The 20,138-nt window shown below is 65.0% G+C and carries 20 protein-coding genes; 9 read left to right on the top strand and 11 right to left on the bottom strand.

Features of this window, described 5'->3' with window-relative positions; translation table 11 throughout:
• Positions 1 to 159 precede the first annotated feature (159 nt).
• Positions 160 to 1,599: a PLP-dependent aminotransferase family protein gene (locus V8N38_RS06930; RefSeq protein ID WP_147839578.1), complete on the top strand. Its 1,440-nt coding sequence runs from the start codon at positions 160 to 162 to the stop codon at positions 1,597 to 1,599.
• Here V8N38_RS06930 and V8N38_RS06925 read toward each other — a convergent pair.
• The gene (locus V8N38_RS06925) at positions 1,587 to 2,009 is read right to left on the bottom strand and encodes an NUDIX hydrolase (protein WP_060421150.1); all 423 of its coding nucleotides are present in this window, start codon (positions 2,007 to 2,009) and stop codon (positions 1,587 to 1,589) included. The genes V8N38_RS06930 and V8N38_RS06925 overlap by 13 nt on opposite strands.
• Before the next feature lie 106 nt (positions 2,010 to 2,115).
• Here V8N38_RS06925 and sseA point away from each other — a divergent pair, with 106 nt between their 5' ends.
• Positions 2,116 to 2,961, top strand: coding sequence for a 3-mercaptopyruvate sulfurtransferase (gene sseA / locus V8N38_RS06920; protein ID WP_089185679.1), 846 nt, complete (start codon positions 2,116 to 2,118; stop codon positions 2,959 to 2,961).
• On the opposite strand, the gene V8N38_RS06915 is transcribed toward sseA, so the two are convergent.
• Complete coding sequence (locus V8N38_RS06915) at positions 2,958 to 3,827, bottom strand: LysR substrate-binding domain-containing protein (RefSeq protein WP_147839579.1); 870 nt, start codon at positions 3,825 to 3,827, stop codon at positions 2,958 to 2,960. The two genes, sseA and V8N38_RS06915, sit on opposite strands and share 4 nt — an antisense overlap.
• A gap of 105 nt (positions 3,828 to 3,932) precedes the next feature.
• Here V8N38_RS06915 and V8N38_RS06910 point away from each other — a divergent pair, with 105 nt between their 5' ends.
• The 5 genes from V8N38_RS06910 to V8N38_RS06890 all read left to right on the top strand — a co-directional run bounded on the left by V8N38_RS06910 (position 3,933) and on the right by V8N38_RS06890 (position 6,987).
• Positions 3,933 to 4,496, top strand: a complete 564-nt coding sequence (locus tag V8N38_RS06910) for a DUF4865 family protein (protein WP_060421144.1) — start codon at positions 3,933 to 3,935, stop codon at positions 4,494 to 4,496.
• A gap of 82 nt (positions 4,497 to 4,578) precedes the next feature.
• Positions 4,579 to 5,814 (top strand): FAD-dependent oxidoreductase, encoded by a 1,236-nt coding sequence (locus tag V8N38_RS06905; RefSeq protein ID WP_147839580.1) that lies wholly within the window; start codon positions 4,579 to 4,581, stop codon positions 5,812 to 5,814.
• A 68-nt stretch (positions 5,815 to 5,882) separates the two neighbouring features.
• Positions 5,883 to 6,143: a type II toxin-antitoxin system Phd/YefM family antitoxin gene (locus V8N38_RS06900; protein WP_033637606.1), complete on the top strand. Its 261-nt coding sequence runs from the start codon at positions 5,883 to 5,885 to the stop codon at positions 6,141 to 6,143.
• A gap of 1 nt (position 6,144) precedes the next feature.
• Positions 6,145 to 6,450, top strand: coding sequence for a type II toxin-antitoxin system RelE/ParE family toxin (locus V8N38_RS06895; protein WP_047568680.1), 306 nt, complete (start codon positions 6,145 to 6,147; stop codon positions 6,448 to 6,450).
• 24 nt (positions 6,451 to 6,474) lie between these two features.
• Positions 6,475 to 6,987 (top strand): GNAT family N-acetyltransferase, encoded by a 513-nt coding sequence (locus tag V8N38_RS06890; RefSeq protein WP_147839581.1) that lies wholly within the window; start codon positions 6,475 to 6,477, stop codon positions 6,985 to 6,987.
• Between the two features lie 22 nt (positions 6,988 to 7,009).
• Here the strand turns inward: V8N38_RS06890 and V8N38_RS06885 are convergent, their stop codons facing one another.
• The gene (locus tag V8N38_RS06885; RefSeq protein WP_147839582.1) at positions 7,010 to 7,522 is read right to left on the bottom strand and encodes a DUF2165 family protein; all 513 of its coding nucleotides are present in this window, start codon (positions 7,520 to 7,522) and stop codon (positions 7,010 to 7,012) included.
• 134 nt (positions 7,523 to 7,656) lie between these two features.
• Between V8N38_RS06885 and V8N38_RS06880 the strand changes: the two genes are divergently transcribed.
• Complete coding sequence (locus V8N38_RS06880) at positions 7,657 to 7,920, top strand: type II toxin-antitoxin system ParD family antitoxin (RefSeq protein WP_123894195.1); 264 nt, start codon at positions 7,657 to 7,659, stop codon at positions 7,918 to 7,920.
• Positions 7,905 to 8,204, top strand: a complete 300-nt coding sequence (locus tag V8N38_RS06875; RefSeq protein ID WP_147839583.1) for a type II toxin-antitoxin system RelE/ParE family toxin — start codon at positions 7,905 to 7,907, stop codon at positions 8,202 to 8,204. Before V8N38_RS06880 ends, V8N38_RS06875 begins: the two co-directional genes overlap by 16 nt.
• Before the next feature lie 7 nt (positions 8,205 to 8,211).
• Here V8N38_RS06875 and urtE read toward each other — a convergent pair whose 3' ends face one another.
• From urtE to atzF, 8 genes are read right to left on the bottom strand one after another with little or no spacing between them, the layout of a single operon-like run.
• Entirely contained in the window at positions 8,212 to 8,910 is a 699-nt protein-coding gene (gene urtE / locus V8N38_RS06870; RefSeq protein WP_049201010.1) for an urea ABC transporter ATP-binding subunit UrtE, read from the bottom strand.
• A gap of 12 nt (positions 8,911 to 8,922) precedes the next feature.
• Entirely contained in the window at positions 8,923 to 9,729 is an 807-nt protein-coding gene (gene urtD, locus V8N38_RS06865; RefSeq protein WP_015377102.1) for an urea ABC transporter ATP-binding protein UrtD, read from the bottom strand.
• Entirely contained in the window at positions 9,726 to 10,802 is a 1,077-nt protein-coding gene (urtC, locus tag V8N38_RS06860; protein WP_016928582.1) for an urea ABC transporter permease subunit UrtC, read from the bottom strand. Before urtC ends, urtD begins: the two co-directional genes overlap by 4 nt.
• Entirely contained in the window at positions 10,802 to 12,382 is a 1,581-nt protein-coding gene (gene urtB, locus V8N38_RS06855) for an urea ABC transporter permease subunit UrtB (protein WP_147839584.1), read from the bottom strand. Before urtB ends, urtC begins: the two co-directional genes overlap by 1 nt.
• A gap of 56 nt (positions 12,383 to 12,438) precedes the next feature.
• Entirely contained in the window at positions 12,439 to 13,707 is a 1,269-nt protein-coding gene (urtA, locus tag V8N38_RS06850) for an urea ABC transporter substrate-binding protein (protein ID WP_102984085.1), read from the bottom strand.
• 26 nt (positions 13,708 to 13,733) lie between these two features.
• A complete protein-coding gene (locus tag V8N38_RS06845) occupies positions 13,734 to 14,453 on the bottom strand; it encodes a GntR family transcriptional regulator (protein WP_084827869.1) in 720 nt (239 codons plus the stop codon).
• A gap of 14 nt (positions 14,454 to 14,467) precedes the next feature.
• Positions 14,468 to 18,088 (bottom strand): urea carboxylase, encoded by a 3,621-nt coding sequence (gene uca, locus V8N38_RS06840; protein ID WP_147839585.1) that lies wholly within the window; start codon positions 18,086 to 18,088, stop codon positions 14,468 to 14,470.
• Entirely contained in the window at positions 18,081 to 19,919 is a 1,839-nt protein-coding gene (gene atzF / locus V8N38_RS06835; protein WP_147839586.1) for an allophanate hydrolase, read from the bottom strand. Before atzF ends, uca begins: the two co-directional genes overlap by 8 nt.
• Positions 19,920 to 20,138: the final 219 nt, after the last annotated feature.

Below are 20,138 nucleotides of genomic sequence, written 5' to 3'. Positions count from 1 at the left end.
TTCACGTTGCAGTCATCATGCTCGCCGGGAGAAAAACAATACAGATTCACACTGGCGCTATTTTTTTCATACAGCTGTGCCAAAAAAACCGCTGAATGGTTTACTTTGAAAGCATCTGTACCGGTTTTTTAATTCTTCATCCCGATAAGAGGCCTCTGTATGACACGCTACGCCACCCTGGCCGCCATTCTCAGCCAACGTATTCAGCAAGGGCTGTATCCGGCCGGCCACCGCCTGCCTTCGGTGCGCACGCTGAGCCAGGAGCACGGCGTCAGCATCAGTACGGTACAGCAAGCCTACCGACTGCTCGAGGAACAGCGCCTGGTGGAAGCGCGGCCGAAGTCGGGCTACTTCGTGCATACGCAGCGCGCGCAGGCCGAGCTGCCCGCCATGACGGCGCCGGTGCAGCGGCCGGTAGACATTTCGCAATGGGAGCAGGTGCTGGAGCTGGTGCGCAGCCGGCCGCGCGAGGGCCTGATCCAGCTGGGGCGCGGCATGCCGGATATCGCCGAACCGACGATGAAACCGCTGATTGTCGCCCTGCGCAACGCCGCCCGCCACGGCGACCTGCGCAGCCTGTACTACGACAGCATTCAGGGCGTGGCCGCGCTGCGCGAGCAGGTTGCCCGCCTGCTGCTGGATTCCGGCTGCCAAATCGGCCCCGATCAGTTGCTGATCACCACCGGCTGCCAGGAAGCGATCTCCGCCGGGCTGCGCGCCGTTTGCCAACCCGGCGACATCGTGGCGGTCGACTCGCCCTGCTTCCACGGCACCATGCAGACGCTGAAGGGCCTGGGTATCAAGGCGCTGGAAATCCCCACCGATCCGCTCACCGGCGTCAGCCTGGCGGCGCTGGAGATGGCGCTGGAACAGTGGCCGGTCAAGGCCATCCTGCTGACGCCCAACTGCAATAACCCGCTGGGCTACATCATGCCCGACGCCCACAAACAGCGGCTGCTGACGCTGGCGCAGCGCCACGACGCGGCGATCATCGAGGACGACGTCTACGGCGACATCGCCTATCACTACCCGCGGCCGCGCACCATCAAGTCGTTCGACGAAGACGGCCGCGTGCTGCTGTGCAGCTCGTTTTCCAAAACGCTGGCGCCGGGGCTGCGGGTGGGCTGGATCGCGCCCGGCCGCTACCTGGAGCGGGTGCTGCACATGAAGTTCATCGGCTCCGGCGCCACCGCCACCCAGCCGCAGCTGGCGATCGCCGAATTTATCCGCGGCGGGCACTATCTGCAGCACCTGCGGCGCATGCGTGCCCGCTACCAGCAGAACCGCGACCGCATGACCGACCTTATCCTGAAGCACTTCCCGGCCGGCACCCGCGTCAGCCGGCCGCGCGGCGGCTTTATGCTGTGGATCGAACTGGACGAGGCGTTCGACACCCTGCGGCTGAACCGCCATCTCGAGCCGCAGGGCGTGCAGATCGCCGTCGGCAGCATCTTTTCCGCCGCCGGCAAATACCGCAACTGCCTGCGCATCAACTATGCACCTAAGCTGACGGCGGAGATCGAACAAGCGGTGCAGCGGGTCGGCGCCACCATCCACCAGCTGATGCCGAGCGGCGTGCTGCAACCTCAGACGGACTGAAGCAAAAACTCCGCCACCCGGCGGCGCAGATGTTCGATGCCCTGCGGATGGTGAATAAACTGCGCCACCGGCATCATCTGCCAGCGCTGGCCTTCATCGCCGAAGCGAATGGCGGCGATCTGCGCCGGGGCGATGTCGCCGGCCATAAACCAGGTCGGCGGGGAGCCGGGCAGGATGCCGTCGTAGCGCCGCCGCCAGGTCACCTGGCATTCGGCGATCGCCACGCCGAATTCTTCCTGCGTCTCCCGCTGCACGCACTGCAGCGGCGTTTCGCCGTTTTCCCGCCCGCCGCCGGGCAGATCCCACTGGCCGGGCCACGGAATGCCCGGTTTGTCGTCCCGCTGGTAAACCAGCAAGCGATCGTCGCACAGCAGCGCGATCTTGGCCCCGCCAAACGCCTGATCCGTCATGTTTTCTCCGCTCCCCGCCCATCCTCTTTGACTGAACATCATACTTCATCCCCGCGCGGCCTGGTGTATAGTGAAAATCCGTTTTCACAACAGGCGAACAATGACGATGAACTCTCCGTTTCTGGTGACTCCCCAATGGCTTGCGCAGCATATCAACGATGAAAATCTGGTGGTGATCGACGTCCGGATGTCGCCGGTCGGGCTGACGCCGAAGAAAGACATGCTTGCCGAGTTCGAACGCGGCCATATCCCTGGCGCGGTCTATTTCGATATCGACGAGGTGGCGGACAAAAACACCGCGCTGCCGCACATGCTGCCGACGGCGGCGGAGTTTGGCGCGGCGGTGGGCAAGCTGGGCATCAGCGAGCGCGATACCCTGGTGATTTACGATGAGGGCAACCAGTTCTCCGCGCCGCGCGGCTGGTGGACCTTCCGCAATTTCGGCGCCCGGCATGTTTACGTGCTGGACGAAGGGCTGAACGGCTGGACCGCGCTGGGCCAAGCGCTGGAGACCGGCCCGGCGCAGCCTGAGCCGCAGACGTTCAACGCCCGGTTCAACGCCGACGCGGTGGTGGATATGCGGCAAGTGGAACAGGCGTTAGGCACGCCGGTGCAAATTCTCGACGCGCGCGCCGCGCCGCGCTTTTATGCCGAAGCGCCGGAGCCGCGCCCCGGCCTGCACCGCGGCCATATTCCCGGCAGCATCAACATTCCGTACGGCGAGCTGCTGGAGAACGGCCGCTTCAAATCGCTGGAGGCGCTGCGCCAAACCTTCAGCGACAAGGGCGTGGACATCAACGGGCCGATCATCACCAGCTGCGGCTCCGGCGTGACGGCAGCCGTGCTGGCGTTCGGCCTGCTGTCGCTCGGCGCGCCGCAGGTCAAGCTGTATGACGGCGCCTGGAGCGAATGGGGCCAGCTGAGCGGCAAGCAGCCCATCGCTAAAGATTAAGTGCCGATCCGCTCGACCACGATCTGCGCCAGCCGCTGCACGGCGGCGGAAGGCTGATCCTCGGCGCGGTGCAGCACCACGCCGAGCTGACCGAGAGCGGGCAGCAGTTCGGGCGCCAGCGGCGCCAGGCCAGGCGGCAAACCCGCCGCGGCCCGCACCGTAACGCCCAACCCGGCATTCACCGCCGCCCAAATGCCGTTCAGGCTGCGGCTGGTAAAGGCAATGCGCCAGGGAATGCCGGCGCGATCCAGCGCCTGCGTCGCCGCGCTGCGCATCAGGCAAGGCGCGTCGAACATCACCAGCGAAAGCGGCTCATCCCCTTCCCGCCAGGGCGCCAGCGCGAAGCCGGGCGAGGCGATCCAGTGCAGCTGCCGCTGCCCCAGCGCCTGATGAAACGGCGTGCTCAAACCGCCATCCCACGCCAGCGACAGATCCAGCTGGCCTTTCAGCACCCAGTCGATCAGCTCGGCATTGCGGGCGATGCGCGCCTCGATGCGCACCTTCGGATTGGCGCGCGCGAAGCTGCCCAATACCTGCGGCAGAAACGTTTCGCCGAAATCCTCCTGCAGCCCCAGCCGCACCGTGCCCTGCAGATCCAACCCGCGCACCGCGGCGGCGGCTTCGTCATTGAGCTCCAGCAGACGGCGCGCGTAGCCGAGCAGGGTTTCCCCCGCCTCGGTCATCACCATGCCGCGCCCGGACTTGCGCAGGATCGGCGCGCCGACCTGTTGTTCCAGCTTTTTCAGGTGGGCGCTGACCGCTGAAGTCGAGCGCCCTAACCGTTCAGCGGCCTTGGCAAAGCTGCCCAGTTCGACGCCGGTAACGAAGCTGCGCAAATCCTCGAGATCGAACGTTATTCGCCCCATGCTGACCATCCTGATTTTCTGAATCATCAATCAAAATAATACCGATTTTACTGATAAAGATGGCGTGTCACGCTCTCCCGGTCAATGTCTTTCCGGAGAATCCTTATGCTCGCGATGCAATACCGTTTCACCCTGCCCGCCGATTACGACATGGCGATCGTCCGCCGCCGCATCGCCGATTTCGGCCACCGGCTCGACGCCTGCCCGCAGCTGATCGTCAAAGCCTATCTGTACGCGCAGCGCAGCGAAGGCAGCGCCGAGAACCTCTACGCCCCCTTCTACCTGTGGAACAGCAGCGCCGGCATGAGCGACTTCCTGACCGGCGAAGGTTTCAGGGGGCTCAGCCAGGCATTCGGCTGGCCACGCGTCAATCATTGGCTGCCGTGGCTGGCGCATTTCGATCGTCCTCATCTGACCGAGGCCGCCTGGGCGACCTGTCAGGAGCAGATTATCGCCCCCTACAGCGATCTGCCTGCGCTGCGTCAGCAACAGCAGGCGGCCCCCGGCGCGCTGGCCTCCATCGTGGCATTCGACCCCGCCGACTGGCGATTAGTGCGGCTGGATTTATGGCGTGAACCGCCGCAGTCCCCTGTGCAAAACGGCCAGCTGTTCCGCGTCGGCCATCTGTCCGCCCCCTTTGACCACACTGCGCCGCGGGTTGACAGCTAAACTTGATATTGATAATCATTATCAACACTAAACATTCATTTGCGGTTCGCGGGATGCGGGCCGCTCTCCGGGGTCAACCGCCATGCCGTCATCACCGATCACACCTTACGCCACCACCTGCTGCATCGTGGGGGGCGGCCCCGCCGGGCTGATGCTCGGCTATCTGCTGGCGCGGGCGGGGATCGACGTGACGGTGCTGGAGAAGCACGCCGACTTCCTGCGCGATTTTCGCGGTGACACCATTCACCCGTCGACGCTGGAAGTCATGCACCAGCTGGGCCTGCTCGACGAACTGCTGACGCTGCCACACCAGCGCGCCGAATCCCTGCACGCCGAAGTCGCCGGGCGCGACATTAAGCTGGCGGATTTCACTCGCCTGCCGACGCGCTGCAAATTTATCGCCTTTATGCCGCAGTGGGAGTTCCTCAGCTTTTTGGCACAGCAGGCCGCCGCATTCCCCCATTTCAGGCTGCTCACCTCGACGCAGGTTCATCAGCTGCTCTACGACCGCGGCCAGGTATGCGGCGTGCTGGCCAACACGCCGGAAGGCCCGATCCGCGTGCGCAGCCAGCTGGTGATCGGCACCGACGGCCGCAACTCGGTGGTGCGCGAACAGGCGGCGCTCAGCAGCCGCTCCTTCGGCGCCCCGCGCGACGTATTGTGGATGAAGCTCAGCAAGCAGCCGGGCGATCCGGCCTGGTCGATGGGCCATACCGGGCCGAAGCAGAACTTCATCATGATCGACCGCGGCGACTACTGGCAGTGCGGCTACTCGATCGATAAAGGCAGCTTCGACGCGATCCGCCGCAGCGGCCTGGAGAAATTTTTGCTGCACCTCGCCGAGGTGGCGCCATTCCAGGACGATCGCCTGCAGGAGATCGTCGAGTGGGATCAGGTGAAGCTGCTGAGCATCCGCATCGATCGTCTGGATCGCTGGGCCAAACCGGGGGTGCTGTGCATCGGCGACGCCGCGCACGCCATGTCGCCGATCGGCGGCGTGGGCGTCAACCTGGCGATTCAGGACGCGGTGGCCGCCGCCAACGCCCTGATCCCGCCGCTGCGCCAGCATCGGCTGCAGCTGAAGCATCTGCTGAGCGTGCAGCGCCGGCGCGAATTCCCCACCCGTGCCATCCAGTTTTTGCAGATCAAAATGAGCCAGCGCAAGCCGGGCGAACGCCGCGCGGCGGGCGGTTCGCGCCTGATCGCCCGCGTCGGCAACAGCCGCTGGCTGCCGCGCCTGTTCGGCCGCATCATCGGCCTGGGTTTTCGCCGTGAAACGCCGCGACATCTGTCCAACGAAACCTGCCCGCCGGAATAATATTGGTTGTTTTTCCATCGCACCGTATAATGGTTAAATCGAATGATTTAATTAACTGGAGCGATTAAATGTACGCACTCAGCGCGAACGAGGCCAAAACCCAATTCGGCGATTTGCTGCTCAAGGCGCAGCGTGAGCCGGTGCAAATCAATCGCAACGGCAAACCGGTCGCCGTCGTCATGTCGGTAGAAGACTACCAGGCGCTGGAAGATCTCAAATTACGCGCGCTGCAGCAAAAAATCGCGCAGGCTACCGCCGAGGAAGACGCCGGTAAGGCGGTAGACGGCGATGCCTTCTTCAACCGTCTGCTCACCGACGAAACCGACTGATATGCCCGCGTTTCGCCTCACCCCGCAAGCCCAACAAGATCTGTTGGCTATTCGTCATTTCACCGTCGAGCACTGGGGCAAAGCGCAATCTCACCGCTATCTTGAGCAGTTGAGAGAGGTCATGCATCATCTGGCGGATATGCCGGAAGCGGGTAAGGCACACTTTCACGATCTGGGCGAAGAGATACGCAGTTTTCCTTACGCCAGCCATAGGATCTACTACCGCAGCCGCCCTGCCGGCATCACCGTTCTTGCCATTCTGCACCAGGCGATGGTGCCCCACCGGCATCTGGAACAACGGCTGTAATTTTTCTTACTCAAAGGGGCACAGATGTTCACCGTCCGTCAGGCATTGCTGGAAGATTTAACGCAGGTGCGCGATATCGGCATCCGCACCTATCGCGCGCACTTCGGTGAGCTGTGGCGCTACCCGCACGAGCTGGAGGCCTTTCTGGCCGAGGATTTTTCCATTTCCGCGCTGGAGCGGACACTGCGCAATCCCGACGTGTGCTGGCTGTTGGCCTATGAGGATGACGCCCTGGTCGGCTATGCGCGCGTGAACTTCGACAGCCTGTTGGCCGCCACCCAACGGCGCGGCGCCGAACTGCAAAAGATCTACTTCCTGCCGGATTACGCCGGGCGCGGTTTCGGCCGACAATTTTTCGAACAGGTGCAGCGGCAGGCCGTCGAACGCCGGCAGCCCCTGCTGTGGCTGGAAGTGCTGAAACAGAACGCCGACGCCCAGCGCTTTTATCAGCGGCAGGGCCTGGCCGTATGTGGCGAGGCCCAATACACCAGCGAACAGGGTGCCATCGAACTTTGGACGATGAGCAAGGCGCTGTAACCGCGCCCCGCTCCGCCGTCGTTTAGCGCGGCTCCCGCTGCAGCATCAGGAACAGCAAGGCAAACGCATTGGGCGCCAGGTAGATCAGCGCCCCCAGCTGCACCGCCAGCGGATCCTTCTTGGCCTGCCAGGCCATAAACCAGTCGCCGGCGACCACCATAAAGCCGACGCCCCACACCGCAATTGCGCAAATCGCCCCCAGCATCGCCCAGGCTTTACCCTTGGCGAAGGCGGCGTAAGAGCCTTTCAATCGCCCGATCATCAGCACCACGCCTGCGGCCGCGAATAGGCCGGCCAGCGTTTCCAGCGTGGTGATGACAGCCAACCCCAACATGCAGGCCCAGTCGGCGCTGATCGCGCGCCACATCAACCCCGGCGTCTGATAGGTATCCTGCATGGCGAGCAGCGGGCCCACCGCATTGCGCGCGGTGCCGGCGAAATCCGCCGTATTGTTCAACAGGCTGAACAGCCCCCACAGGGCCGGAAACAGGGACAGGACGATGCAACCGAGGCGTGACACAGTGATTTCGTTCATGGTTATCCTTAATGAATAAACGGGTGACTCCCGCCCTCATGACGGGACCGCTATTGAGATCCTGAGAGTTTGACGTGCACAATGTAAGAACTAATCTTACAATGACGCAGCATAGCCGAAAGTGAGGAGGAACAATGGGCAGAACATTAACGGTAGATCTGGGTGACGAACTGCGTAGCTTCGTCGAAGACCTGGTGGCCAGCGGCGATTACCGCACGCCCAGTGAAGTCATCCGCGAATCGGTGCGCACCTTGCGCGAACGTACCGCCACCTCAAAACTGGAAGAGCTTAGGCGCTTGATCGCCGAAGGAGAAAACAGCGGTGAGGCCGTCGAATGGGATCGTGATGTGTTCATGGAAAGAATACGGAGCAAAGCAAAAGGATGCGCAGAAAAGTAACCATTCGTCCAAAAGCGTTGGACGATATGGAAGAGATCTATTTTTACGGGTTGGCGCGCTTTGGCTTACAGGTGGCCGAAGATTATCTGCGCCGCCTGCATCAGGCTTTCGATAACCTTAGCCACCACCAACTCGGCAGAAACCTCGATGAAATCGGCCCCGGCCTATGGGTATTGCCCGTCGCCAACCACCTGATTTATTTTCGACAGCACAGGTGGGAGGTGAATATCATCAGAGTGCTGCATCATTCCCGCGATCCGCTCAGCCGATCCTTTTTCAGCTGATCCAACGTCAAATCGCCACCAGCCCGCGTACGCCGTCCTGTTCCATATTGCTGCCGGCGCCGCGCTGCACGATGCTGCCGCGCGACATCACCAGATAGCTGTCCGCCAGATCGGCGGCAAAGTCATAGAACTGTTCCACCAGCAGGATCGCCATATCGCCCTTCGCCGCCAGCTGCTTGATCACCGCGCCGATCTCCTTGATCACCGAAGGCTGGATCCCTTCCGTCGGCTCGTCGAGGATCAGCAGCTGCGGCCGGCAGGCCAGCGCCCGGCCGATCGCCAGCTGCTGCTGCTGCCCACCGGAGAGATCGCCGCCGCGCCGATCCTTCATTTGCCGCAGCACCGGAAACAAGTCATAGATCGGATCCGGCACCGTGCGTGCGGCGGCGCCGGAAAAACGCGCCAGCCCCATCAGCAGATTTTCCTCCACCGTCAGACGCGGGAAAATCTCCCGCCCCTGCGGCACATAGGCGATGCCCGCCTGCACCCGCTGATGCGGTTTTTTACCGGTGATGGTTTCGCCCTGCCAGCGGACGCTGCCGCTGCGCGCCGGGACCAGCCCCATCAGGCATTTCAGCAGCGTGGTCTTGCCCACGCCGTTGCGCCCCAGCAGGCAGGTCACCTCGCCGATGCGCGCCTCGAACGACAGGCCGCGCAGAATGTGGCTGCCGCCGTAATACTGATTCAATTCCTCTACCTGCAGCATCGTTACGCCTCCTCAGCGCCCCAGATATACCTCAATCACCCGTTCATCGGCCTGCACCTGGGCCAGCGATCCTTCCGCCAGCACCTGCCCCTGGTGCAGCACCGTCACGCGATCGGCGATGGTTTCCACAAACCCCATATCGTGTTCCACCACCATCAGCGAATGCTTGCCCGCCAGCTCGCGGAACAGTTCGGCGGTGTAGTCGGTTTCGGCGTCGGTCATGCCGGCCGCCGGTTCGTCGAGCAGCAGCAGGTGCGGTTCTTGCACCAGCAACATGCCGATCTCGAGAAACTGTTTCTGCCCGTGGGACAGCAGCCCGGCGGGCCGGTGGCGTTCATGCCCCAGCCGCAGGGTCTTCAACATCTCGTCGATGCGGTCGCGCTGTTCGCTGCTCAGGCGAGCGCGCAGGCAGGCCCACACCGATTTGCGGGTTTTCTGCGCGATCTCCAGATTTTCGAACACCGTCAGCGCCTCGAACACCGTCGGTTTTTGAAACTTGCGGCCGATGCCGGCGTGGGCGATCTGCATCGGCGCCAGCCGGGTCAGATCGACGGTCTGATCGTAAAACACCCTGCCGCTGTCCGGCCGGGTCTTGCCGGTGATCACATCCATCAGCGTGGTCTTACCGGCACCGTTGGGGCCGATCACGCAGCGCAGTTCGCCGACGCCAATGCGCAGCGACAGATCGGTCAGCGCGCGAAAACCGTCGAAGCTGACGTTGACGTTGTCGAGCTGCAGCACCGGATCGGTTTGCTGCCGGTATTTATCCGCCGGCAGCGGGTGGGTAAACAGCTCGTCGGTCACTTGCATCGCTTTCATGAGGTTTTCCTCCGGCGCAGCAGGCCGATCACCCCTTTGGGCAGAAACAGCGTGACGACGATAAACATCAGGCCGAGGAAGAACTGCCAGTATTCGGGAATGGCCATGGTGAACCAGCTCTTGGCGCCGTTGACGATGCCGGCGCCGAGCAGCGGCCCCACCAGCGTGCCGCGCCCGCCGAGCGCCACCCAGATGGCGGCCTCGATCGAGTTGGTCGGCGACATTTCGCCGGGGTTGATGATGCCGACCTGCGGCACATAGAGCGCGCCGGCCAGCCCGCACAGCACCGCCGACAGCGTCCAGACGAACAGCTTGAAGCCCTTCGGATCGTAGCCGCAGAAGGTCAGCCGGTTTTCCGCATCGCGCACCGCGGTCAGCACCCGGCCGAACTTGCTGCGCGCCAGCGCAAAGCCGATGGCCAGGCTGGCGGCCAGCAGCAGCACCGTCGCCAGAAACAGCGCCACCCGCGTGCCGGCGGCGGTGATGGGAAAGCCGAGCAGCGTGGTGAAACCGGTAAAGCCGTTATTGCCGCCGAAACCGGTTTCGTTGCGAAAGAACAGCAGCATGCCGGCATAGGTCAGCGCCTGGGTCATGATCGAGAAATACACCCCTTTGATTTTCGAGCGGAAGGCGAAGTAGCCGAACAGGAAGGCCAGCAGGCCCGGCACCAGCACGATCAGGCACAGCGCCCAGGCGAAATGCTGGGTGCCGCTCCAGAACCACGGCAGCTCATTCCAGGAGAGGAACGCCATAAACGCCGGCAGCCCGTCGCCCGCCGCCTGCCGCATCAGGTACATGCCCATGGCGTAGCCGCCGAGCGCGAAGAACAGCCCGTGGCCGAGCGACAGCAGCCCGGCATAGCCCCATACCAGATCGAGCGCCACCGCCACCACCGCGTAGCACAGGATCTTGCCCGCCAGCGTCAGGGTATAGGTGGACACCGCCAGCGGATGATCCGCCGGCAACAGCGTCATGAACGGCATCACCAGCAGCGCCAACAACGCCAGCCCGCCGATGCTCAACGCCAGCCGGGGCGCTTTCTGCACGCCGGTTACGGTCAATGGTTGGCTCATCAGTCAATCACCCTGCCCTTGAGGGCGAACAGCCCCTGCGGACGCTTTTGAATAAACAGAACGATCAGCACCAGGATCAGGATCTTGCCCAACACGGCGCCGATCTGCGGCTCGAGGATCTTGTTGACGATGCCGAGGCCGAAAGCCGCCGCCACCGTCCCCGCCAGCTGGCCGACGCCGCCGAGCACCACCACCAGGAACGAATCGATGATGTAGCCTTGCCCCAGCTCCGGCCCGACGTTGCCCAACTGCGACAGCGCCACCCCGCCGAGCCCGGCGATGCCGGATCCCAACCCGAAGGCCAGCATGTCCACCCGCCCGGTGGGCACGCCGCAGCAGGCCGCCATCGCGCGGTTTTGCGTCACCGCGCGCACGTTCATGCCGAGCCGGGTCTTGTTCAGCAGCAGCCAGGTCATCGCCAGCACCAAGAGCACGAACGCGATCACCGCGATGCGGTTCCACGGCAGCACCAGGTTCGGCAGCAGCTGCACGCCGCCCGACAGCCACGCCGGGTTGGCGACCTCCACGTTCTGCGCCCCGAACAGCACCCGCACCAGCTGGATCAACACCAGGCTGATGCCCCAGGTGGCCAGCAGGGTCTCCAGCGGCCGGCCGTACAGGTGGCGGATCACCGTGCGCTCAAGCAGCATGCCGATCCCGGCGGTGATGGCGAACGCCACCGGCAGCGCCACCAGCGGGTAGAGCGCCAGCCACTGCGGCGCAAACTGCTGAAACAGCCCCTGCACCAGGTAGGCGGAATAGGCGCCGAGCATCAGCATTTCGCCGTGCGCCATATTGATGACGCCGAGCAGGCCGTAGGTGATCGCCAGCCCGAGCGCCGCCAGCAGCAGGATCGAACCGAGCGACAGGCCGCTGAACGCCTGGCCGAGCAGATCGCCGATCATCAGGCGATGCTGCACCTGCTGCAGGCTGCGTTGCGCCTCGGCGCGCACCGCGGCGTCCGGCTCGTGGGCGGCGTCGGTCAACGCTTGCAGCCGCGCGCGGGTTTCCGGCTTGCCCGATTCGCCCAACAGCCGCACCGCATTGAAACGCACCTGCGGATTGCCGTCGGCCAGCTGCAGGTTAGCCAGCGCCAGGCTCAGCGCCTGATGCACCTGCGGGTCTGTTTCCCGCGCCAGCTGCCGGGCCAACAGCGGCAGCTGCTCGCCATTCGCTTCGCGCTGCAGTGCGCTCGCCGCCTGCAGCCGCACCGCCGCGTCCGCGCTAACCAGCCGCTGCGCCGACAATGCGTTAGCGATCAGAATGCGCAGCCGGTTGTTCAGCCACACCTTCTTCGGTTCGCCAACCGGGGCCGCCTCGCCCTCGAGCGGCAGATAGCGATCGCCCTGGCGGATAAAGGCGCGCTTCGCCCCGTCGATCGCCACGGTTTCCTGCTGCAGCCCCTGCAGCAGCGGCAGGCGCGCGGCGTCCGGCTCGGCCGCCCAGGCCTGCAGCAGTTTGGCCTGCTGCGCACGGTTGGCCGCCGCAAACTCATCGGCCGGCCCGGCCTGCGCCAGCAGGGGCCAGGCGCACAGCAGCCACAGCCCGACGCGCAGAGAAGATAAAAACGGAGATTGCATCAGCTGCCTCTTCTGTTGGGCCGGCGGGCGTTGGGCCGCGCCGGCGCTGAGTGACGTTACTTGCCGCCCTTCACCGGGTAATCCGGCTTCTTGTCGTTGCCGGCGATATACGGGCTCCACGGCTGTGCGCGCACCGGCGCTTCGGTCTGCCACACCACGTTGAACTGGCCGTTGCCCTCGATCTCGCCGATCATCACCGGCTTGTGCAGATGGTGGTTGGTCTGGTCCATGGTCAACGTGAAGCCCGACGGCGCGGCGAAGGTTTGCCCGGCCATCGCCGCGCGCACCTTATCGACGTCGGTGGTGCCGGCCTTTTCCACCGCCTGCGCCCACATGTGCAGGCCGACGTAGGTGGCCTCCATCGGATCGTTGGTGACCGCGGTGGCGTAATTCGGCAGGTTGTGCGCCTTGGCGTAGGCTTTCCACTGGCTGACAAACTGCTTGTTGGTCGGGTTATCCAGCGATTCGAAGTAGTTCCAGGCCGCCAGGTTGCCCACCAGCGGTTGGGTATCGATGCCGCGCAGCTCTTCCTCGCCGACCGAGAAGGCGATCACCGGCACGTCGGTGGCCTTGACGCCCTGGTTGGCCAGCTCTTTGTAGAACGGTACGTTGGAGTCGCCGTTGATGGTGGAGATCACCGCCGTGTTGCCGCCGGCGGCAAACTTCTTGATGTTGGCGACGATGGTCTGGTAATCGCTGTAACCGAACGGCGTGTAGACCTCTTCAATATCCTTGTCCTGCACGCCTTTGCTGTGCAGGAAGGCGCGCAGGATCTTGTTGGTGGTGCGCGGATAGACGTAATCGGTGCCCAGCAGGAAGAAGCGCTTGGCGCCGCCGCCGTCCTCGCTCAGCAGGTATTCCACCGCCGGGATCGCCTGCTGGTTCGGCGCCGCGCCGGTATAGAACACGTTCGGCGACATCTCTTCGCCTTCGTATTGCACCGGGTAGAACAGCAGCCCGTTCAGCTCCTCAAACACCGGCAGCACCGACTTGCGCGACACCGAGGTCCAGCAGCCGAACACCGCCGCCACCTTGTCCTGGCTCAGCAGCTGGCGCGCCTTCTCGGCGAACAGCGGCCAGTTGGAGGCCGGATCCACCACCACCGGCTCCAGCTTTTTACCGAGCACCCCGCCTTTGGCGTTGATCTCGTCAATGGTCATCAGCGCCACATCCTTCAGCGGCGTCTCGGAAATCGCCATGGTGCCGGAGAGCGAACTCAGAATGCCGACCTTGATGGTGTCGGCGGCCTGCGCGCTCCAGGCCAGGCCCAGGCCGATCGCGGCGGCGGACAGCGAAAAAGCTTTGATAAAACGACGACGTTGCATAGTTCAAACTCCTGATGTGTGTGAAATCAAAATCGTTGCGCCGAGCGCGCGGGCTGCTGGGCCCGCGCCTGATGCAACATGTGCAGCGTTATTTTTCGTACCTCTGCCTTGCTGACGGCGATATGCTCGCCGAGCAGCGCTTGCGCCGCCTCGCTTTGCCGCTGCAGGATCGCCTGCAAAATGGCGGCGTGTTCGCGGTAGGTGGCGTCCACCCGCGCCTGCTGGGTGAAATCCAGCCGGCGAATGATGCGGATCTTTTCGGTCAGCTCGCGGTGAATGCGCGCCATCTCGCCGTTGCCCGCCGCGGCCACCAACGCCTGATGAAACTGCTCATCGTGCTGCGACACCGCCTGGCCGTCCGCCAGACGCGGCGCTTCGGTCCAAAAACGGTTCAGCGCCGCCAGCGCGGCCGGCGTTTCCCCGGCCGGCCATTCGCACAGCCGTTTCACCGCCTCTTGTTCCAGCACGATGCGCAGGTCGTACAGCTCTTCGAAGTAGGCGAAGTCGAACGGCCGCACCTGCCAGCCGCTGCGAAACAGCACCTCGACATAGCCTTCGCGCTCGAGCCGAAACAGCGCCTGACGCACCGGCGTGCGGCTGGCCGCCATGCGCTGCGCCACGTCGCTTTCGCTGAAGCGATCGCCCGGCAGCAGGCGAAACTCGAAGATGTCGGCCTTGAGCTGCAGATAAATGCGCTCCGCCAGCCCCTCCGGCCGCGCCTTGTGCTCCCCGTTGGTGATTTGCATCATCGCCCCTCCGTTCAGACCGCTTTTTCCAGCCACAGCAGGGCGTCGCCCGGCCCGACCGGCCGCCCCTGCCGGCAGCTGATGCGTTTGACGATCCCGGCGCGCGGCGCGGTGACCGCCAGCTCCATCTTCATCGCCTCGACCACGATCAGCGGCTGACCGGCCGCCACCGCCTGCCCCGGCTCCACCAGGATCTTCCACACGCTGCCGTTCAGATCGGCGCTGACCAGATCGCCGTCGATGGCGTCTTCTTCCTCCGGCGGCAACAGCTGCGCCTCGGCCTCGTCGTCATCGCTGCGCCAGCGCGCCACTTCGGCGCTGAACGCCTGCTGCTGGCGATGCTGGAAGTCGGCGATCGCCTCGGCGTTGTCGGCCAGGAAATCGGTGTAGGCGGCGAAGTCGAATTCGCTCTCTTCGATGCGCACCTGCATGCGCCCTTCGCGGAACGCTTCGCGCTGCTCGTCCAGTTCTTGCTCGCTGACCGGGTAGAAGCGCACCTGATCGAAGAAGCGCAGCAGCCAGGGCTCACCGGCGGTGAACTGCGGGTTTTTGAGGAATTTGTTCCAGATCGGCAGCGTGCGCCCCACCAGCTGGTAGCCGCCCGGCGAATCCATGCCGTAGATGCACATGTACATGCCGCCGATGCCGACCGTCCCTTCGGCGGTGTGGGTGCGCGCCGGGTTATATTTGGAGCTCAGCAGGCGATGGCGCGGATCGAGCGGCACCGCGCAGGGCGCGCCGAGGTAAACGTCTCCCAGACCGAGGATCAGGTAGCTGGCGTCGAACAGAATGTCGCGCACCTGCTCGCGTTGGCTCAGGCCGTTGATGCGCTGGATAAAATCGACGTTGTTCGGCAGCCAGGGCGCCGAAGCGCGCACCGTCTGCTGATAGCGATCCACCGCGCCCAGCGTGGCCGAATCCTCGAACGCCATCGGCAGCCAGACGGTGCGCGTCGGCACCTTCAGGCGGCTGACGTCCCCCAGCGCCCGTTCGCGCGCCAGCAGGCGCTGCAGCAGGTCGACCTGGCTAATCTGTCGGCTGTCGTAGCGGATCTGCAGCGAACGCACGCCCGGCGCCAGCTCTGCCACGCCCGGTATCGCCTCCTCTCGCAGCGACTGCATCAGCAGATGGATGCGCAGCCGCAGCGCCAGATCGAGCACGTTGTCGCCGTACTCCATCAGAATGTAACCGTCCCCCGCCTGGCGATACGCCACCGCCGGGCGCCCTTCCGCCGCCGGCAGCGCCGCCAGCACCGCGGCGGAAACGGTCTCCGCCGGGGCCAGATCCGGCGGCGGCAGGGTGATGGCCTTCACCGCCGCCAGCGCTTCGATGCTGCCAAGCTGCGCCTGCTCCAGCGACTGCGCCTGGCGAAAGCCGATCGGATGGAACCGGATGCGGTCGCCCGGCTTCACCTGCCCCACTTTCCACAGCTCGGCCTTGGCGATGGTCACCGGGCAGACGAAGCCGCCGAGGCTGGGCCCGTCGCGGGTCAGGATCACCGGGAAATCGCCGGTGAAGTTGATTGCACCGATGGCGTACTCGCAGTCGTGCACGTTGGAAGGATGCAAACCGGCTTCGCCGCCGTCCTCCCGCGCCCATTCGGGCTTCGGCCCCGCCAGGCGCACGCCGAGGCGGTTGGAGTTGTAATGCACCTGCCAGTCGGTGGCGAAGAAGGCCTCTATTGATTCGGCAGTGAAAAAGTCCGGCGCGCCGTGCGGACCGTACAGCACGCCGATGTGCCACTGGTCGCCGTAGTACGGGATCAGGCTGTCGTCCATCGCCTGCGGCGCGGCGATCGGCGCCGGCGTGGTGCTGGCAGCCAGCGCCGGTTGAGCGATCGCCAGCATGTCCGCCACGCGCAGGGTGCGCCCGGCATGCCCGCCGAACTGGCCCAGCGCAAAGGTGGAACGGCTGCCGAGATACACCGGCACGTCAAAGCCGTTGCGTACCGCCAGATAGGTGCGGCAGCCGTGCGTGGCGCGCCCCAGCGTCAGCACCTGCCCGGCCCGCACCGCGATCGGCCGCCAGTAAGCGACCGCTTCGCCGTCCAAATCGGCCGGGCAGCTGGCACCCGTCAGCGCGATGGTGGCGTCGCAGTGAAAGCGCAACGTCGGCCCCTGCAGGGTAAACTCGAGCCCGGCGGCCGCCGGGTGGTTGCCGACGATGCGGTTGGCCAGCCGGAACGCGAAGTCGTCCATCGGGCCGGACGGCGGCACGCCGATGTCCCAATAGCCGAGGCGGCCGGGATAATCCTGCACGCTGCTGTAGGTGCCGGGTTGCAGCACTTCGAGGCAGTGCGGCTGGAAACGCACATCGTCCAGCAGACGCGTCCAAACGTCGCCGCGCTGAAATTGCGGCGTGGCGATCACCTGCCGCAGATAATCGAGGTTGGTGGCGATGCCGTGCAAACGGGTCGCCGCCAGCGCCACGCGCAGTTTTTCCAGCGCCTGCGCCCGATCCGCGCCGTGCACGATCAGCTTGGCGATCATCGGGTCGTAAAACGCCGAGACTTCGCTGCCGGTCGCCACCCAACCGTCGAGGCGCACGTCGGTGGGGAAATGCACCTCGGTCAGCACACCGGGGCTGGGCTGGAAGTTTTTCAGCGGATCTTCGGCGTAGAGGCGCACTTCGATCGCCACGCCCTGCGGCGCGCGTTGCAGCGCCGCCCAATCCAGCGCGTCGCCCGCCGCCACCTGCAGCATGCCTTCGATCAGATCCAGGCCGGTGACCATCTCGGTGATCGGGTGCTCGACCTGTAAGCGGGTGTTCACTTCCAGGAAGTAAAACTCGTCGCGCGCGGCGTCGTAAATGAATTCCACGGTGCCGGCGCTGCGGTAATTCACCGACTCGCCCAGCGCCACCGCCGCCCGATGCAGCGCCTGGCGGGTCGCCGCCGGCAAGTGTGGCGCCGGGGTTTCTTCCACCACCTTTTGGTTGCGGCGCTGCAGCGAGCAATCGCGCTCGCCGAGCGCTACCACCCGCCCCTGGCCGTCGCCGAAAATCTGTACCTCGACGTGGCGCGCGCGATCGACGAAGCGTTCGATAAAGGCGCCGGCGTCGCGGAAGAACTGTTCTCCCAGCCGTTTGACGCTGTCGTACGCGTCGCGCAGCGCCGCCTCGTCGTCACAGCGCGTCAGGCCGATGCCGCCACCGCCGGCGGTGCTTTTCAGCATCACCGGGTAGCCGATGCGCGCGGCGGCGGTAACCGCCTGCTCAACGCTCTCCAGCAAGCCGGTGCCCGGCGTCATCGGCACCCCGGCCAACGCCGCCAGCTCGCGCGCCCGGTGCTTGAGGCCGAACTCGCGGATCTGCGCCGCCGTCGGGCCGATAAAGGCGATGCCCGCCGCCTCGCAGGCTTCGGCAAACTCGGCGCTCTCGGACAAAAAGCCGTAACCGGGGTAGATCGCCTGCGCGCCGGTGGCGGTGGCGGCCACAAGGATCTTGTCGATGCGCAGGTAGCTGTCGGCGGCCTTGTCGCCGCCGAGCGCCACTGCCTTGTCGGCTTCGGTGACGTGCGGCGCATTGCGGTCGGCGTCGGAATAAACCGCCACGCTGGTGACGCCCAGGCGTTTCAGGGTGCGAATGGCGCGGCAGGCGATTTCGCCGCGGTTAGCGATCAGTACGGTATTAAACATGTTCGTGCCCCTTAAGGCTGGCGAGATAGTCGCGCCAGCCGCCAAACTCAGTGATATCCGTGGCGCCTTCCAGCGCCCAGGCTTCGCAGATAAACCCCTTCACCCGCCGGCCGTCCGCCAGCAGCAGCGTGCCGATGCCCAAGGGCGCCGGGATTTCCGCCACAAACTCGCCGAAACGGGCCAGCGGGATGTCCCACAGCTCAAGACGGATCGCCGCTCCCTGCGCCACGCGCGCCAGCCCCGGCTTCGGCGGCTCGGTATCGGCCAGCGCGTAGAGGCGGTAACAGGGGGCGGTGACGGTTTGCTCCACCCGCACCGCGTCGCGCTGCGTCAGCTGGACGTTGAGCGGCATACCGCTGAGGTGAGCGCCCACTACCGCCAGACGCACATGTCCCGCAGACGGGGCCGGCACGGGCTGCGGCGGCAATGCCCGGCCGGTAGCCCCGAGCGGTAAGGCGCTTTGCCGTTGCCAGCGCAGGCCAAACGCCGCCAGCGCCCGGTCATGCCAGGCGGGCGCAATCAGGGTGATGCCCGCCGGCAGCCCGTCTTCGCGCAGCGGCCCCGGCAGCGCCAGCGCGCTCAGATCGGCCAGGTTGGTGAAATTGGTGTAAGTGCCGAACTGCGAATTGAACAGCACCGGCTCCTGCGCCATCTCCGCCAGGGTGCGGATAGTGGGCGCGGTCGGCACCACCAGCGCGTCGAACGGCGCCAGCCGCTGGGCAATTTGCCGCGCCAGCTCGGCGCGCAGGTATTCCGCCTTGTAGGCGTCGCAGGCGCTGTAGCTCAGGCCGTTGCCGACGATGCCGCGCACCACCGGGTCGATAGCCTGTGGGCTCGCTTCCAGCACCTGCTCAATCGCCACCGTGCGCTCCGCCACCCAGGGGCCGTAATACAGCTGTTCCGCCAGGGTGCGAAACGGCGCGAAATCGAGGGGTTCCAGCGTGGCGCCGCCCGCCTGCAGCTGCGCCAGCGCGCGGTGAAACGCCCGCTCGGCCTGAACGTCACCGAAAAACTCCAGTTGGGCGGGGATGGCGAAACGCGGCGCGGCGGGAATATCCGCCGGCGCGGTATGCGGATCGGGGCGGGAATACGGATCTGCCGCGTCAAAGCCGCTCGCCAGTTCCGCCACCTGCGCCGCATCGGCCACCGTCAGCGCGAAGACCGACACCGTATCGTTCAACCGGCAGGCCGGCACCACGCCGCGGTTGGACAACCGGCCCTTGGTCGGCTTCAGCCCGACGATGTTGTTGAACCCGGCGGGCACGCGCCCCGAACCGGCGGTGTCGGTGCCCAGCGCGAACGGCACCAGGCCGCGCGCCACCACCGAGGCGGAGCCGGAACTGGAACCGCCGCTGACGTAGCGGCTGTCGAAGCTGTTGACCACCGCGCCATAAGGTGAGCGGGTGCCCACCAACCCGGTAGCGAACTGGTCGAGGTTGGTTTTACCGAGGGCGATCGCCCCGGCGGCGCGCAGGTTGGCGACCGCGGTAGCGTCCGCCGCAGCCTGATAGGTGAACGCCGGGCAGGCGGCGCTGGTTGGCCAGCCGCCGACGTCGATATTGTCTTTGATGGCGAAGGGCACGCCGAACAGCGGCAGGCGGCTGAGATCGCCGTCGACCGCCGCCAGCAACTGCGCCAGCTGCCGATACTGCTGCTCGCGCTGCGCCGGCGTGGCGAGATACAGCCAGGCGTTATCGTCCGGGTTCAACCCGGCGATCAGCGTTTCGATCGTCGCGCTGACGCAGGCGAGGCGCTCACCCGCCGGACGGGTTTGATAATGGTGCTGCCATTCACTGAGGGTAAAACCGCACGTTTCAACAGGGTCGCTCATCGGCTGAATTCCATCTGGTACACAAGATGGGATTCAACAGAGCAACCGGCGTGCCAATTTTTAATCTCATGATTTCAATGAATTATAATTAAAACTTATGACGGTGAGGGTGAACGGCCTGCACCAGCGGCGCGCAGCGGGAGAACAAAAAGAGTGCAATAAGGGGATGATGCAGAGGAAAATCGGGGCGACGACACTCGCCGCCCCGGGAGGCCTATG

This window comes from Serratia nevei (assembly GCF_037948395.1).
Classification (GTDB): domain Bacteria; phylum Pseudomonadota; class Gammaproteobacteria; order Enterobacterales; family Enterobacteriaceae; genus Serratia; species Serratia nevei.
This window is presented reverse-complemented; position numbering and strand designations above follow the sequence as displayed.

What these genes read in the sequence shown, in the direction of transcription:
- V8N38_RS06930 (WP_147839578.1), top strand. Translation starts at nt 160, where the DNA reads ATGACACGCTACGCCACCCTGGCCGCCATTCTCAGCCAACGTATTCAG.
- V8N38_RS06925 (WP_060421150.1), bottom strand. Translation starts at nt 2,009, where the DNA reads ATGACGGATCAGGCGTTTGGCGGGGCCAAGATCGCGCTGCTGTGCGAC.
- sseA (WP_089185679.1), top strand. Translation starts at nt 2,116, where the DNA reads ATGAACTCTCCGTTTCTGGTGACTCCCCAATGGCTTGCGCAGCATATC.
- V8N38_RS06915 (WP_147839579.1), bottom strand. Translation starts at nt 3,827, where the DNA reads ATGGGGCGAATAACGTTCGATCTCGAGGATTTGCGCAGCTTCGTTACC.
- V8N38_RS06910 (WP_060421144.1), top strand. Translation starts at nt 3,933, where the DNA reads ATGCTCGCGATGCAATACCGTTTCACCCTGCCCGCCGATTACGACATG.
- V8N38_RS06905 (WP_147839580.1), top strand. Translation starts at nt 4,579, where the DNA reads ATGCCGTCATCACCGATCACACCTTACGCCACCACCTGCTGCATCGTG.
- V8N38_RS06900 (WP_033637606.1), top strand. Translation starts at nt 5,883, where the DNA reads ATGTACGCACTCAGCGCGAACGAGGCCAAAACCCAATTCGGCGATTTG.
- V8N38_RS06895 (WP_047568680.1), top strand. Translation starts at nt 6,145, where the DNA reads ATGCCCGCGTTTCGCCTCACCCCGCAAGCCCAACAAGATCTGTTGGCT.
- V8N38_RS06890 (WP_147839581.1), top strand. Translation starts at nt 6,475, where the DNA reads ATGTTCACCGTCCGTCAGGCATTGCTGGAAGATTTAACGCAGGTGCGC.
- V8N38_RS06885 (WP_147839582.1), bottom strand. Translation starts at nt 7,522, where the DNA reads ATGAACGAAATCACTGTGTCACGCCTCGGTTGCATCGTCCTGTCCCTG.
- V8N38_RS06880 (WP_123894195.1), top strand. Translation starts at nt 7,657, where the DNA reads ATGGGCAGAACATTAACGGTAGATCTGGGTGACGAACTGCGTAGCTTC.
- V8N38_RS06875 (WP_147839583.1), top strand. Translation starts at nt 7,905, where the DNA reads ATGCGCAGAAAAGTAACCATTCGTCCAAAAGCGTTGGACGATATGGAA.
- urtE (WP_049201010.1), bottom strand. Translation starts at nt 8,910, where the DNA reads ATGCTGCAGGTAGAGGAATTGAATCAGTATTACGGCGGCAGCCACATT.
- urtD (WP_015377102.1), bottom strand. Translation starts at nt 9,729, where the DNA reads ATGAAAGCGATGCAAGTGACCGACGAGCTGTTTACCCACCCGCTGCCG.
- urtC (WP_016928582.1), bottom strand. Translation starts at nt 10,802, where the DNA reads ATGAGCCAACCATTGACCGTAACCGGCGTGCAGAAAGCGCCCCGGCTG.
- urtB (WP_147839584.1), bottom strand. Translation starts at nt 12,382, where the DNA reads ATGCAATCTCCGTTTTTATCTTCTCTGCGCGTCGGGCTGTGGCTGCTG.
- urtA (WP_102984085.1), bottom strand. Translation starts at nt 13,707, where the DNA reads ATGCAACGTCGTCGTTTTATCAAAGCTTTTTCGCTGTCCGCCGCCGCG.
- V8N38_RS06845 (WP_084827869.1), bottom strand. Translation starts at nt 14,453, where the DNA reads ATGCAAATCACCAACGGGGAGCACAAGGCGCGGCCGGAGGGGCTGGCG.
- uca (WP_147839585.1), bottom strand. Translation starts at nt 18,088, where the DNA reads ATGTTTAATACCGTACTGATCGCTAACCGCGGCGAAATCGCCTGCCGC.
- atzF (WP_147839586.1), bottom strand. Translation starts at nt 19,919, where the DNA reads ATGAGCGACCCTGTTGAAACGTGCGGTTTTACCCTCAGTGAATGGCAG.